Origin of the sequence: Burkholderia sp. HI4860 (assembly GCF_002223045.2) — a bacterium.
Lineage (GTDB): Bacteria > Pseudomonadota > Gammaproteobacteria > Burkholderiales > Burkholderiaceae > Burkholderia.
The window spans coordinates 682,490-696,696 of the sequence record NZ_NKFO02000001.1 but is presented as its reverse complement, the minus strand read 5'-3'; the positions used below and the strand labels follow the sequence as shown (position 1 = coordinate 696,696).

Here is a 14,207-nt window from a genome sequence, read left to right as displayed (position 1 = left end):
GGCCGCGAAGCAGGCGGTGCTTCGCGGCCTTCGCCGTTTACAGCGCGTGCGTTTGCGCGCGTTCGGCGCGACGCGCCGCGTCATGCACGATGTGCAGCTCGCGCGTGCGGATCGGCAACGCGCAGTTCGCGTCGGCGAGCGTCTTGCGCACCTGCCGCGCCAGACGCCAGCGCATGTCCCAGAACTTGTCGGTGTGCGTCCACACGCGAACGTTCGCGATCGCGGTGCTGTCGTCGAAGCGCATCACCATCACGTTCGGCTCCGGATCCTGTAGCACGTCGGGGTCGGCGAGCGCCAGCTTGCGCAGCGCGTCGAGCGCGCGATCGATATCGTCATGCACCGACACTTCCACTTCGAGATCGAGGCGGCGCGTCGGGTTGCGCGTGTAGTTGCGGATCGAGCTGCCCCACAGCGCGCTGTTCGGCACGTATTCGCAGATGCCGTCGGGCTTCGTCAGCCGCGTCATGAAGAGTCCGACCTCGTCGACGGTGCCCGCGACGCCCGTGCCGCCGTCGATATAGTCGCCCACCTTGAACGGCCGCAGCAGCAAAAGCATGATGCCGGCCGCGATGTTCTGCATCGTGCCCTGCAGCGCGAGCCCGATCGCGAGGCCGGCCGCGCCGAGCACCGCCACGATGCTCGCGGTTTCGATGCCGAGCTGCGACAGCGCGCCGACGATCGCGACGATGCGGATGCCCCACACGGCGACGTCGCAGAGGATCGGCCGCAGCGTGTCGTCGACGCGCTCCTTGTTCGAGAGCAGGCGGTTCAACCAGTTGCCGATGCGTTTCGACAGCCACCAGCCGGCGACGAGCAGCGCCAGGCCGGCGCAGAGCTTGAGGGAGAGCGTGGACAGCGCGTTCCACAGGAACGTCCAGCGTTCCGGATGTAGTTGATCGAGAAACATTAACGGGATTCCGGGTTGAAGAAACGATGCGTGACGCGTGGCGCGCTGGCCGTCATCGGGCAGGCTCGCGCTCACGCGCCGGGCAGCGTTCGACCGTACACGGGGGACGATGGTTCGCGCGAATGAGTGGGGTCGAATGCCGCATGGCCGTGCTGCCCGGCCGTGAAATTGAGATTTCGGTTTTGTACTAACGGGCTTTTCATTCAAATGAGACTAGTCCTATTCAGCCGATTCGATCGCGCCGATACACTCGTTTTCACGTTGCCGGGTCGCGACGATCGTTCCTCCGCGGTACCCGGTTCTTTCCCGATTTTTCACTGATTCATTGACAGACAGCGAGTGACGACGTCATGCGGTTAGACCTGCGTTTCCGTCTCGCACGCGAACAAGGTCAACCCGCACAGCGCGGCGTTCAAGGTTTCCCGATGCGCCGCGCGCTGCTGCGCGGTGTCATCGCGGCGGCCTGTGTGGCCGGCGCACCGGGTGCGGTGGCAGATGCGTCGCACGACGCCGCGCCGTTCTCGCCCGTGATGGCCGACCTTGTCGACGTGCCTTTTTTCAATGCCGCGCGCACGACGTGGGGCGGCTTGCATGCATCGACGGCCGCGCCGCTCGTCGTTGCCTACACGTCGCATGCGTCGACCGCGCCGACGGCCGGCGAACGCGACGACCCCGTGGCGCGCTTCGGTGCCTGCGTGGCTTACCGCGTGCTGTGCGACGCGGCGCGCGGCGCGGTCGAACGCGCGTACGCGTCGCGGTTCGATTACGGTCTTGCGTCGGCGTTGCCCGCGACGGGCGAGTCCGCCGCATTCGAACGGCGCCCCGTCGATCTCGCCGGCGCCGAGCCGTTCATGTTCGAGCAAGCCGTGCGTGGCGCGCGGGCCGGCGCGATCGTCGGCAGCCTGCAGGCGTCGCTGGCGCGCGCCGATCTGCCGGCCGGCGTCGCCGCGCAGATCACCCGCCTGCTCGCCGGTCGCATCGACCTGAAACAGCACGGTGCGCTTGGCGACACGTTCCGCGTCGCCTACGAACCGGACAGTGAGGCCAAACTGCCGGGCGGCGTGCGCGTGACGGCGCTCGAGCTTCGCTTGCACAGCCAGCACGTCGCGGCCGTGTGGTTTGCGCCCGATGCCGGCTCGCCGGGCGCCTATTACGACCTCGACGGCATGCCCTTCGCCGGCGCGCGGTTTGCGATGCCGGTCAGCGCAAACCGGATCAGCTCGCATTTCGGGACGCGCGTGCATCCGGTCACCGGCGCACGTCACGTGCATTCCGGTGTCGATCTCGCGGCGCCGGCCGGGCGCGCGGTTCACGCGTCGGAGCGCGGCGTCGTCTCGTTCATCGGCACCGAGCCGCGCGGCTACGGCAAGTACGTGGTGATTCGTCATGACGGCGGCTATGCGTCGTACTACGCACACCTGTCGGCATTCGAGCCGACGCTGCGAACCGGCATGCGGGTCGCGCGCGGCCAGCGTGTCGGCGCGGTCGGCAGCACGGGTACGGCCACGGGGCCGCATCTGCACTTCGAGATCCGGCGGCATGCCCGTCTCGTCGACCCGGTCGCGCTGGTGCAGGCGGGCAAGGCAGCGAAGCTCAACGGCGAACGGCGCGTCGCGTTCAATCGCGTGGTATTCGATGCACGCACGCGACTGGCGTCGGCCGGGTGGTCGCAGCCGGTGGCGATGTCGGAGCTTGCCGGATCGCGCGCCGGTTGACGGTTCGCGCGGTGCCGCCGGCCGTGGCTGGCGGTATCGTTGCTCGCGCGCGTCGATACGCGTGCAGGCCATGCCGAATTGCCGGTCATCGTGCGAAGCAACATGGCCGGATGGGTATGCCGCCATTACGCGACCCATCGATTGCCGAATGGCGTCAAATTTGCTGGTTGATTCAAGTCATCGTGTTCATCGAGTCAGGATTTTCCTGAAACTCGGCAAATTCAACCGCCTGACTTTCCCGCTTGCTCTTCGCTGCGGCGACGTGATGTTTGCCGCAACGCAGCAGCGCAGCCCATTCCGTTATTTTCGAATACGAAATTAATCCCGCGCTGATTTCCGATATCACCTATTTCGATCTTGCGATTATTTCAAAGCAGGTGATATAACCCGTTTCACGCACCGATTTGCAGCAATAACGTCACCAATAAATGCGAGCGGAACGATGAAAAGAACGACGCGGAACCTGGGTTTGGGCGGAATGGCGATTCTCACCGGTGCGATGCCGGTGGGTGCCTATGCGGCATGTACCCCCGCTACCCCACCGGGCAGCGGAACGACGGTCACGTGCTCCGGCGCCGGGATTCCGTCGGTCGTGGCCGCGACCGGCAGCACCAACGTCACGATCAACCTCGATTCGACCGCGTCCGGCAGCTATGCCGTGACATCCACACCGACACCGTTCTCCGTCGATACCCAGAGCGCGATTACCAACAACGGCAACCTGTCGATGTCCGGCAACGGCACGGGCGTGGCAAATCGCGGCGCGGTGCTGATCGGCGTGAACAACGGCAACACGCTGACCAATGCTGCAACCGGCGTGATCTCGACCACCGGCACCTACAACGACGGGATGGCCGCGAACGGCAACAACAACACGCTCGTCAACAACGGCTCGATCACGACCACCGGCAACAACGCGTACGGGATGACGGCCGCGTGGGGGCAGAGCAACCCCGGCGCGTCGGGCAACCAGATCGTCAACACCGGCACCGTGACGACCTCGGGCAACAACGCGCGCGCAGCGTCGCTGCTGGGCGGCAACGGCACGATCACCAACAGCGGCACGCTGACGTCGAACGGCCGCGATGCGCCGGCCGTGTACATGCAGGGCAACAACGACACGCTGGTGAACAGCGGCACGATCCAGACGACCGGCACCGCGACGAGCGGCGGCAGCGTCGATGCGGTCGTGTCGAACACGCTCGGCAGCTCGTTTACCGCGACGATCACGAACCAGGCAGGCGGCAAGATCATCAGCAACAACGGGATCGGCGTGCGCTCGACCAATGGCGCGACGACGATCACCAACGCGGGGTTGATCCAGGGCGGTGGCGGCACCGCGATCCAGGGTGGCAACGGCAACGTGACGCTGATCCTGCAGACCGGCTCGCAGATCGTCGGCACCGCGAACGGCGGCGCCGGCACCAACACCGTGACGCTGCAGGGCACGGGCACGGCGTCGAATGCATTCACGAACTTCCAGAGCCTGACGATGGCCGGCACGGACTGGACATGGGCCGGCACCGGCACGTTCTCGACCGCGCTCGTGCAGAGCGGCACGCTGAACCTGACGGGCACGCTCGGCACGACGACGGCGTCGGTCGTGGCCACGGTCAACGCGGGTGCGACGCTGCAGGCGAATGCGGCGAATCTGCCGTTGTCGGTGACTGACAACGGGCTCGTGCGATTCCAGCAGGACAGCGCCGGCACGTACACGGGCACGATCAGCGGCGCGGGCGCGGTGGAAAAAACCGGCGCGGGCACGCTGACGGTTGCGCCTTCCGCCGCGGGCGGCAACACGTATTCCGGCGGCACGACGATCACGCAAGGCACGCTGTCGGTCGCTGCAGACAACGCGCTCGGCGCTTCGTCAGGAAACCTGACCTTCAACGGCGGCACGCTGCAGCTCGGCAGTTCGTTCAACCTTGCAGCGAGCCGCGCAGTGGCGATCACGGCGAACAACGGCACGATCGATACGCAAGGTTTTAACTCGACGATCGCGCAGAACATCTCCGGCGCAGGCTCGCTGACGAAGCTCGGAAGCGGCACGCTGACCCTGAACGGCGCGGACGGCTACGCCGGCGGCACGAACGTGAACGCGGGCACGCTGGTGGTCGGCGGCGGATCGAACAGCCTCGCCGCGCTGACCGGCGGCGGCCTCGTGACGGTCGCGTCGGGCGCGACGCTCGGCGGCTACGGCAGCGTGACGGGCGACGTGACGAACAACGGCACGATCGCGGTCGCGAACGCGCTTGCGGGCCTCGCGAGCGGGCCGACCGGCAACCTGCTGATCAACGGCACGCTGACGAACGCGGGCCTCGTGCAGCTCGGCGGCAGCGGCGTGGGCAACACGCTGACCGTGGCCGGCAACTACGTGGGGCAAAACGCGACGATCGCGTTGAATACGACGCTGGCCGGCGACGGCGCGCCGTCGGACAAGCTGATCGTCAGCGGCGGCGCGGCAAGCGGCACGAGCACGCTGAAGGTGACGAACGTCGGCGGTGCCGGCGCGCAGACGGTGGCCGACGGCATCCAGGTCGTGCAGGCCACCAACGGCGCGACGACGAACGCCGGTGCGTTCTCGCTGTCGGGCGGCTCGGTCAGTGCGGGCGCGTACACGTACTTCCTCGCGAAGGGCGGCGCGGCCCACGGCACCGGCGACAGCTGGTACCTGCGCAACACGGTGCCTCCGAAACCGCAGCCGCCGGTCGTCGAGCCCGGACAACCGACGCCGCCGACCGAGCCGCCGATCACGCCGGCCGAGGGCACGCCGGAATCAATCGTCGACGCGGTCGACAACGCGGGAACCGGCGGCAACCCGGAGCCGGTCTATCGCCCCGAAGTGCCGCTGTACGCGGAAGCGCCGGCCGTCGCACGCCAGCTCGGGCTGCTGCAGATCGACACGTTCCACGACCGGCAGGGCGAACAGGGCCTGCTGGCCGAGAACGGTTCGATACCCGCATCGTGGGCACGCGTATGGGGTGGCCACAGCGACATCAAGCAGAAGGGCGACGTAACCCCGTCGTACGACGGCACGGTGTGGGGGATGCAGGTCGGTCAGGATCTGTACGCGGACACCACCGCGAGCGGCCATCGCAACCACTACGGCTTCTTCCTCGGGTTCTCGCGTGCAGTGGGCGACGTGAAGGGCTTCGCGCTCACGCAGCAAGACATGGGCGTCGGTTCGCTGCAGGTCAACGCGTACAACCTCGGCGGCTACTGGACGCACATCGGCCCGGGCGGCTGGTACACCGATGCGGTGCTGATGGGCAGCGCGCTCACGGTTCGCACGCATTCGACCGACAACGTCAACGGTTCGACGAACGGCAACGCGTTCACGGGTTCGGTCGAAGCCGGGTTGCCGATCGCGCTCGGCTACGGACTGACGCTGGAGCCGCAGGCGCAGCTCGTGTGGCAATGGCTGTCGCTCGACCGCTTCAATGACGGGGTTTCGAGCGTGAGCTGGAACAACGGCAACACGTTCCTCGGCCGGCTCGGCGCGCGGCTGCAATATGCGTTCGATGCGAACGGCGTGAGCTGGAAGCCGTACCTGCGCGTGAACGTGCTGCGCGCGTTCGGCGCCGACGACAAGACCACCTTCGGCGGCTCGACGACGATCGGCACGCAGGTCGGGCAGACGGCCGGGCAGATCGGCGCGGGGCTCGTGGCGCAACTGACGAAGCGCGGCAGCGTGTATGCGACGGTCAGCTACCTGACGAACCTCGGCGGCGAGCACCAGCGCACGATCACCGGGAATGCGGGCGTGCGGTGGGCGTGGTGAGGTCGGCGGTGGCGATGGGTCGATCGATCGGCTGCGGCGGGTGGCGTCGCGGCCGATCAGGGCAAACCGCCTACGCAGCCGGCTCGACCGGCAGCCAGATGTCCAGCACGCCGGCGCACGTCACCGGATCGAAGTCAGCGCTGTAGCGCTCGAACTCGGGTGCGTCGACCGCCTTGAATCCCGACGTCGGCGGCCAGCCGTTCCAGATGCGGTAGAACGTCTGGTGCAATGCATCGCCACGCCGGGCGGCGTGGCGATGAGGGGTTGCTACGTGATGCTGCTTAACCCAGCGGCCAGTTCAGGAACACGATGCCGTCGTTGTAGTCGTCGTCGGCGCCGTCTTCCGAGCCGACGATCCCGAAGTACGACTTCTTGAAAATGTCGACCTGCCGCGAGCCGAGCCGCGACGGCTTGCCGTTCGCCATCACGATCACGCGCACGCGCCCCTTGCCGGAGTCGAGCACCTGGGTGCCTAGGTTCTGGTCCTGCACGCCGGCGCCCTTGAACGTGGCGGCCGGTTTCGGGTTGTCGTCGATGTAGATGTCGATCGTCTGGTCGTTCGCCGCGTTGGTGAGCGCGGTGACGCCGAACTTGATGTTCGGCGGCAGGTTGAACGTGCCGTCGCGCTCGCCGCTGCCGCCGATCGTGCCGCTACCCATGCTACCCGAGCCGCCCGGGTTGCCCGGGTTGCCACCCGCGCCGGTTTCACCGCCGCCGCTTCCGCTGCCGGACGACGACGATTGCGCGGCGGTATCGCCGATCGCGGACAGGCTCGCGTACGAATCGATGTGCATCGCGCTGCCGCGCACGCTTTTCCACTGGCCCTTCACGAACGTGACGCCGGTGCCGACGTCGATCGTCGCGACGAGCGTGAACGGCATGCGCCCGGTGGCTTCGGGCACTTTTGACGAATAGGTGAAGCAGCCGTCCGCGACGACGCCCTTGTTGGTCGCGATCGCGAAATAGATGCCGGGGAAGTTGTTGCCGGTCGCATAAGGCGTCGGCACGTTGAGGATGACCTGCAGTTTCCCGTCTCGAATCTCTGCCTTGGCGATGTCGATGTACAGGCCCGGGATGTCGACGTAGGTTTCGGAGGTCGCCACGGGGGCGCTGACGATCGAAGCCGAAAGGAGGGGCATGGATGTCTCCGTTGGTTGGGCGGGTTTCGATGCAAAAAGGGGGCGGCGCCGCTGAAGGCGGCGCGCAACCGCCGGCCGGCCCGGAGGCGGCCGGCGGGGGTGAGGCCCCAGATGCGCGTCGGGTGCGCGTCAGGTCAGCCGATCGGCCACTGGAGCACGACGATGCCGTCGTTGTAGTCGCTGTCGTGGCCGTCTTCCGACACGACGATCCCGAAGTTGACCGTGTACGGCGAGCCGTCCGATTTCTTGCCGTTGATCGGCGCGAGGCGCGCGTCGGTGGCCGACGGCTTGCCGTTCACCGACACTTCGAAGCGGATCTTGCCGTTGCCGGAATTCAGCGTCGCTTCACGCGTGCCGTCGCGCGTCGTCAGCTTGTGATACGCGGCGGGTTCCTTGCTGTCGCCGATAAACAGCTTGATGTGCTGCTGCTCGGCGGCATTCGCGAAGAAAATCGCGCGGAAATCGGTATTCGGCGGAATCGAAAATTCGCCGGCGCGATTGGATGACGTTTGAGAATCGGCCATGCTTTCCTCCTGAGGAATGATGGATAAGGCTTCCAGCTGTGTCGCACAAACGTTTTTCGTTTGAAACGCGACGTACCGAGCATGCCGAAAAATAAATAAAAAATTATTCTCGGGGGAATGGCGATTGTTCAGTCAATCGAAAATACCGGTTAATCGATTTAATGAAATGTGTTTAATGGAAGGTATTTCGATATATTCGAGAAACTAAATCGGCGGGCGTATCGATTTTCTGAATGATGCGCGGTTGCGCAGGTGGAGCGGGCGGGGAGGCGGTGGCAATCGGGCTTCGGCGCGGACGCTCGGCGTTCGCATATGGCAGCGTTGGTTTCAACATCAGCATCTCGGTCGTGGCCGCGCCCACCGGCCACCACCGAACGCCCGCACCGAAACCCGATTGTTTGCAACAGGAGGGGGTGCGGCAACCGGCGAAGTACGTAGACCAACTCACTCCGAACGTGAACAGGGCCCTCACCGGCGCCGCACCCATGAAGCATATCGACGCGGCGGCGCGCCGCCTATCGGACAGGACTGATTCTGAGCGACCAAATTCCACGCCATGTACGCCCAGCCCGTTGACAGCCCCCATCGCCCTGTGATTTGATTTCGGCCATGCAAGCCGCCCAGTCCCTCTTCTCGCTACGACTACTAGCCCGTTTCTCCGGGCTGGGTCTGCGGCTGCGCGCTTTCCATCTGCTTCTTTCCTGAAGCGCCAGATTTCCCCCGCATCACCGACCTGGCCCCGGTTGTCGACCGGCGCCTGAGTTCGTCCTTCTTCCGAATCGCTCCGCTCCGTCCCGGTCGCTCAACCGCCAAGGCTGTTGTTCGCCGTACCGCTTTGCCGTTGTGCCGTTTGCTTGCCGCTTTCACCCGCTTTCACCCGTTTCTACCGCTGCGCGTGCAGCCTGCCATCCCGACGGATGGCCAGCGCGCCACGGGATCCCGACCAATCGACCGAGGACCGAACATCATGATGCTGAAGAACCCCGCGACGAAGTACCGACCGTTCACGCCCGTCAACCTGCCGAACCGCATGTGGCCGACGCGCACGATCACGCAAGCGCCGATCTGGATGAGCACCGACCTGCGCGACGGCAACCAGTCGCTGTTCGAGCCGATGGACGCCGCGCGCAAGATGCGGATGTTCAAGATGCTGGTCGCGATCGGCTTTAAGGAGATCGAGGTTGCGTTCCCGTCGGCGTCCGAGACCGACTTCAACTTCGTGCGCGAGCTGATCGAAGGCGGCCACATTCCCGACGACGTGACGATCGAGGTGCTCACGCAGGCGCGCGACGACCTGATCGAGCGCACCTTCGACTCGCTGCGCGGCGCGAAGCGCGCGATCGTGCACCTGTACAACGCGACCGCGCCGGAATTCCGCAAGATCGTGTTCGGCCTCGACCGCGACGGGGTGAAGACGCTTGCGGTAAACGCCGCGCGCACCATCAAGCGCTTCGCCGACGCCGCGACCGACACGCATTTCACGCTGCAATACAGCCCGGAAACCTTCACGGCGACCGAGCTCGATTTCGCGAAGGAAGTGTGCGACGCCGTGTTCGACGTGTGGCAGCCCACGCCGGAGCACAAGGCTATCGTGAACCTGCCGGCCACCGTCGAAGTCGGCACGCCGAACTTCTACGCTGACCAGATCGAATGGATGCACCGTAACCTCGCGCGTCGTGATTCGCTGATCGTGTCCGTGCATCCGCACAACGACCGCGGCACGGCGGTCGCGGCGGCCGAACTTGCGGTGATGGCCGGCGCGGACCGGATCGAGGGCTGCCTGTTCGGCAACGGCGAGCGCACCGGTAACGTCGATCTCGTCACGCTCGCGCTGAACCTGTACTCGCAGGGTGTCGATCCGGGCCTCGATTTCTCGCAGATCAATGAAGTCGCGCGCACGGCCGAGGAATGCACGCAGTTGCCGATCCATCCGCGCCATCCGTATGTCGGCGATCTCGTGTTCACCGCGTTCTCCGGCTCGCACCAGGACGCGATCAAGAAGGGCTTCGCGGTGCAGCGCCCCGATGCCGTGTGGGAAATGCCGTACCTCCCGATCGATCCGAGCGATGTCGGCCGCACGTACGACTCGATCATTCGCGTGAACAGCCAGTCGGGCAAGGGCGGTATTGCGTACCTGCTCGAGCAGAGCTATGGCGTCGCGCTGCCGCGCCGCCTGCAGGTCGACTTCAGCGCGGCCGTGCAGCGTCTGACCGACGACAGCGGGCTCGAGGTGACGAGCGCGCAGATCTGGTCGCTGTTCCAGCAGGAATACGTCGAAGGCGATGCGCCGCTGCGTTATGTCGGCCATGAGCTGACCGAGCGCGACGGCCGCGAGACGATCGTGCTGACCGCCGACCTGCACGGCGAGCGCCGCGTGATGCGCGGTGAAGGCAACGGCCCGCTCGATGCGCTGATGCACGCGTTGCGTACGCCGCTGCGGATCCAGCACTACGAGGAGCGCGCGTTGTCGCAGGGCGCCGATGCGAAGGCGATCGCGATCGCGGAGCTGGCCGGCACGGGCGTGCGCGGCAGCGCGTTCGGCGTCGGCATCGACGCGAACCTGACGACCGCGTCGATCCGCGCGGTGATCAGCGGCATCAACCGTGCGTATGCGCGCGCGGACGAAGCGGCGCAGGCGACGTTTTTTGGCGCGCAGCACGCGGTGAAGGCTGTCGCGTAAGCGAGGGGTTGGCGGCCGCGCCGGCGGTGTCCGGCGCGGTCGCGTCGCGGTCCGCGCGGTTGCCGCCGCGCGGGCCGTTGAGCGCGGCGCGCAGTTCCGCCTTCATGAAATCCACCCACGCGCGCGTCTTCGCGTCGAGATGCTGGCGCGATGGATACACCAGAAACACACCCACATCCTCGGCCCGGTAACCGGGCAGCACACGCACCAGCGCGCCTGAACGCAGCCCGTCGTCCGCGACGAACTCGGGCAGCAGCCCGATTCCCGCTCCTTCCCGTACCGCGATTTCGAGCGATGCCGCGACGTCGGCCGTCATCGCCGGCTCGAACGCGACCGTTTCCGAATCCGCCCCGCGCGTCAGCGTCCATTCGCGCACCGGGTATGCGGGCGCGACCAGTTTCAGGCAGCGATGCCGGGCGAGCGCGCGCGGCGTGTCCGGCATCCCGTGACGCGCGACATACGCGGGCGATGCGCACAGCACGCTGCCGATCCGCCCGACGTCGATCGCGACCTGATCGGAGTTCGGCAGGCTCGGCATCGCGATCACCGCGACGTCGTAGCTGTCGCGGATCAAGTCCGGCAACTGCGGCGCGAGCGTCAGGTCGACGCAGACGTCCGGATAGCACGCCTGGAAGCGCGCGACGAGCGGAATCACGAAATGGTTCGCGATGCTGGCGCTGCAGTGCGCGCGCAGCCGGCCGTGCGGATGCAGCCGTGCGCCGCGTGCTTCGCGTTCGCTCGCATCGACGGCGAGCGTGATGTCGCGTGCGCGCGCCAGATAGCGCTCGCCGGCTTCGGTCAGGCACATCGAGCGCGTCGTGCGGTTCAGCAGCCGGATGCCGAGATGCGTTTCGAGCGACGCGATCGTGCGGCTGACATACGCGGTCGTGAGGTTGAGCCGCTTGCCGGTTTCGGTGAAGGTCCCCGCGTCGGCGAGCGTCACGAAAACCTGCATGCTTTGAATCAGATCCATCGGCGGGGCGGGCGCGTGGCGCCGGTGTCGTGCGATGCGCCTACTGTAGCGGGCGACCTGACGCGCCGCGCGCGCCCGTCAGCGCGCGATCGTCGCGAAACGGACAGTACGGTTCAGCGCCGCGGGAAATATTCGCTCGGCGGCACGCCGAGTGCCTTGCGGAACATCGCCGCGAACGCGCTGGGGCTGTCGTAGCCGTGTTCGAGCGCGAGTTCGAGGATCGGCGTACCGGCGGCCAGGCGCGGCAGGCTCAGCAGCAGGCGCGCATGGCGGCACCATGCACCGTGCGTCATGCCCGTTTCACGCTTGAAGGTGCGCGCGAGCGTGCGTTCGTTCATGTGCGCGTCGCGCGCCCACGACTGCAGCGTGACGACCGACGAGGGTTCGTTGATGAGCCGCGTGCACAGCGCGGCGAGCGCCGGATGGCGCGGCATCGGCACATGCAGCGACAGCAGCGGCGCGATCTCGATTTCGTCGAGGATCAGCGCGAGCACACGGCCCGTACGATGCGCGAGGTCGTAATCGGCCGGCAGGTCGCTCGCGGTCACGATCAGCTCGCGCAGCAACGTGCCGACCTCGATCACGCGGCATTCGCGCGGCAGGCTCGGCCGGACTTCGTGTGCGACGAACACCGTGCGCATCTGCACGTTGCCGGCCATCCGGATCTCGTGCTGCGTGCCGCCCGGCACCCAGACCGCACGCCCCGTCGGCACGACCCAGCTGCCGGCATCCGCATGCACGAGCATCACGCCGGAAATCGCGTGAATCAGCTGGCCATGCTGGTGCGAATGAGGCGGATACGCGCTGCCGGCCGCCGCGTCGGACGCGACGACCGCGATCTGCTTGTGCTTGTCCTTGCGCTCGAGCGCGCTGAAAAATTGATCCACGTGTCCTTTTCTCGACGACGAATGCGCTTTGCGCGCGAGATCGACCGAATGGGGCGAAATTGCCATAGGCCCATCGTTTGTTCGACTGCCATTGCACGATGCGCGCCTCGTCCTTTCCTCCGGTTTCCTTCTGTTTGTCCGTTGCCGCCGCGCTGCTGAGCGCCGTCGCGCTTGCCGCCTGCTCGGTCGGCGATCCGTATCGTCCGCCCGCGGTCGATGCGGCGCGTACGGCGCCGTTCGACGCGGCGGTTGATGCACCCGTCGCATCCGGCGGCGCGTTGCCCGATCGCTGGTGGCAACTGTTCGACGATCCGGCGCTCGACGCACTCGTGCGCGAAGCGCTCGCGCAGAACCGCGATCTTGCGGTGGCCGCGGCACGTGTCGCGCGGGCGCGGGCCGTGCTCGACGAAGCGGGCGCCGCGCGATTGCCCGATACGACAGCCGGTTTTGGCGTCGACTACGGCAAGCATGCGCCCGACCAGATCGTGGCGGCCGCCAAGGGCACCGATGCACGTACGCGCTGGGGCTTCGCGCCGTCGTTCTCGCTGTCGTGGGAGGTCGACCTGTGGGGCCGCGTGCGTCATCTGGTCGACGCCGCGCGTGCGGATGCCGATGCGGTGCAGGCTGCGTCCGATGCGATGCGCGTCGTGGTGGCCGCCGAGACGACGGCCGCGTATGCGCAGGTGTGCGCGTACGGCGAGCGGATCGACGTGGCCCAACAGTCGGTCGGGATCGCGGACCGGCTGGCCGCGCTGACGGCGAAGCAGCGCGCGCACGGGCTCGTGTCCGACCTCGAAGTGGCGCGTTCGCGCGCGTTCGCCGACGACACGCGCGCCGATCTGCCGGCGCTCGTCGGCTCGCGTCGCGCGGCGCTGTATGAACTCGCGGTGCTGACCGGGCGCGCGCCCGGTGCGTTGCCCGACGCCGCCGCGCACTGTCGCACGGCGCCGGTGCTCGCACGGCCGTTCCCGGTCGGCGATGGCGCGTCGCTGCTGCGCCGCCGCCCCGACCTGCGCGAACGCGAGCGCCAACTGGCCGCCGCGAATGCGCGGATCGGCGTGGCGACGGCCGAGCTGTATCCGTCGATTTCGCTCGGCGGCTCGGTGAACTGGTTGTCGACCGGCGGCGATCCGTCGACGCTCGGCGACAAGTACGCGATCGCATGGGGCGTCGGGCCGCTGATCACGTGGCGCTTTCCGAACCTGGCGGCGAGTCGCGCGCGACTCGCGCAGGCGCGCGCCGACGACACGCTCGCCCGTGCGCAATTCGATGCGCAGGTGCTTCGCGCGCTGAAGGAAACCGAGCAGGCGCTCGCGCAGTACGGTGCCGCGTGGCGCCGCCGCGCCGCGCTCGAAACCGCGCGCACCGAACATGCGCGCGCCTATCGCCTCGCCGAGCTGAACTACGAGGCCGGTGCACTCGATTTCCTCGGCGTGCTCGATGCGCAGCGCAGCCTCGTCGCGGTCGATTCGGCGCTGGCCGAGTCGACCCAGCAGGTCGCACTCGACCAGGTCGCCGTATTCAAGGCGCTCGGAGGCGGCTGGCAACCGTAGCCGGCCGCGTTCGCCGCGCACCTGTCCGTTCTCTTGCACGCCAACTTT

At 67.1% G+C, this 14,207-nt stretch carries 9 protein-coding genes and 1 pseudogene; 4 read left to right on the top strand and 6 right to left on the bottom strand.

Features of this window, described 5'->3' with window-relative positions; all coding sequences use genetic code 11:
* Positions 1–37: 37 nt before the first annotated feature.
* Positions 38–907, bottom strand: a complete 870-nt coding sequence (locus CFB34_RS03110) for a mechanosensitive ion channel family protein (RefSeq protein ID WP_089443590.1) — start codon at positions 905–907, stop codon at positions 38–40.
* Between the two features lie 350 nt (positions 908–1,257).
* Between CFB34_RS03110 and CFB34_RS03105 the strand changes: the two genes are divergently transcribed.
* Positions 1,258–2,622: a M23 family metallopeptidase gene (locus CFB34_RS03105; RefSeq protein ID WP_089443589.1), complete on the top strand. Its 1,365-nt coding sequence runs from the start codon at positions 1,258–1,260 to the stop codon at positions 2,620–2,622.
* Positions 2,623–3,100: 478 nt separating this feature from the next.
* Entirely contained in the window at positions 3,101–6,403 is a 3,303-nt protein-coding gene (locus CFB34_RS03100) for an autotransporter outer membrane beta-barrel domain-containing protein (RefSeq protein WP_089443588.1), read from the top strand.
* A gap of 70 nt (positions 6,404–6,473) precedes the next feature.
* Here CFB34_RS03100 and CFB34_RS03095 read toward each other — a convergent pair.
* The 3 genes and pseudogenes from CFB34_RS03095 to CFB34_RS03085 form a co-directional block, all read right to left on the bottom strand.
* Positions 6,474–6,653, bottom strand: a pseudogene (locus CFB34_RS03095) (GyrI-like domain-containing protein); the annotation flags it as partial.
* Between the two features lie 31 nt (positions 6,654–6,684).
* Complete coding sequence (locus CFB34_RS03090; RefSeq protein WP_089443587.1) at positions 6,685–7,542, bottom strand: fucose-binding lectin II; 858 nt, start codon at positions 7,540–7,542, stop codon at positions 6,685–6,687.
* 134 nt (positions 7,543–7,676) lie between these two features.
* Complete coding sequence (locus CFB34_RS03085; protein ID WP_043178912.1) at positions 7,677–8,066, bottom strand: fucose-binding lectin II; 390 nt, start codon at positions 8,064–8,066, stop codon at positions 7,677–7,679.
* Between the two features lie 970 nt (positions 8,067–9,036).
* Here CFB34_RS03085 and leuA point away from each other — a divergent pair.
* Complete coding sequence (leuA, locus tag CFB34_RS03080) at positions 9,037–10,746, top strand: 2-isopropylmalate synthase (RefSeq protein ID WP_179243759.1); 1,710 nt, start codon at positions 9,037–9,039, stop codon at positions 10,744–10,746.
* On the opposite strand, the gene CFB34_RS03075 is transcribed toward leuA, so the two are convergent.
* Together CFB34_RS03075 and CFB34_RS03070 are read right to left on the bottom strand one after the other, a co-directional pair.
* The gene (locus CFB34_RS03075) at positions 10,664–11,719 is read right to left on the bottom strand and encodes a LysR family transcriptional regulator (RefSeq protein ID WP_089443585.1); all 1,056 of its coding nucleotides are present in this window, start codon (positions 11,717–11,719) and stop codon (positions 10,664–10,666) included. The genes leuA and CFB34_RS03075 overlap by 83 nt on opposite strands.
* A 113-nt stretch (positions 11,720–11,832) precedes the next feature.
* Positions 11,833–12,606, bottom strand: coding sequence for a helix-turn-helix transcriptional regulator (locus CFB34_RS03070; protein ID WP_089443771.1), 774 nt, complete (start codon positions 12,604–12,606; stop codon positions 11,833–11,835).
* Between the two features lie 134 nt (positions 12,607–12,740).
* Between CFB34_RS03070 and CFB34_RS03065 the strand changes: the two genes are divergently transcribed.
* Positions 12,741–14,159: a TolC family protein gene (locus CFB34_RS03065; RefSeq protein ID WP_242808555.1), complete on the top strand. Its 1,419-nt coding sequence runs from the start codon at positions 12,741–12,743 to the stop codon at positions 14,157–14,159.
* The last annotated feature ends 48 nt before the right edge of the window (positions 14,160–14,207 follow it).

Excerpts from the sequence above, each read along its gene's own strand:
- CFB34_RS03105 (WP_089443589.1), top strand. The coding sequence starts at position 1,258 with ATGCGGTTAGACCTGCGTTTCCGTCTCGCACGCGAACAAGGTCAACCC.
- CFB34_RS03110 (WP_089443590.1), bottom strand. The coding sequence starts at position 907 with ATGTTTCTCGATCAACTACATCCGGAACGCTGGACGTTCCTGTGGAAC.
- leuA (WP_179243759.1), top strand. The coding sequence starts at position 9,037 with ATGCTGAAGAACCCCGCGACGAAGTACCGACCGTTCACGCCCGTCAAC.
- CFB34_RS03100 (WP_089443588.1), top strand. The coding sequence starts at position 3,101 with ATGGCGATTCTCACCGGTGCGATGCCGGTGGGTGCCTATGCGGCATGT.
- CFB34_RS03085 (WP_043178912.1), bottom strand. The coding sequence starts at position 8,066 with ATGGCCGATTCTCAAACGTCATCCAATCGCGCCGGCGAATTTTCGATT.
- CFB34_RS03090 (WP_089443587.1), bottom strand. The coding sequence starts at position 7,542 with ATGCCCCTCCTTTCGGCTTCGATCGTCAGCGCCCCCGTGGCGACCTCC.
- CFB34_RS03075 (WP_089443585.1), bottom strand. The coding sequence starts at position 11,719 with ATGGATCTGATTCAAAGCATGCAGGTTTTCGTGACGCTCGCCGACGCG.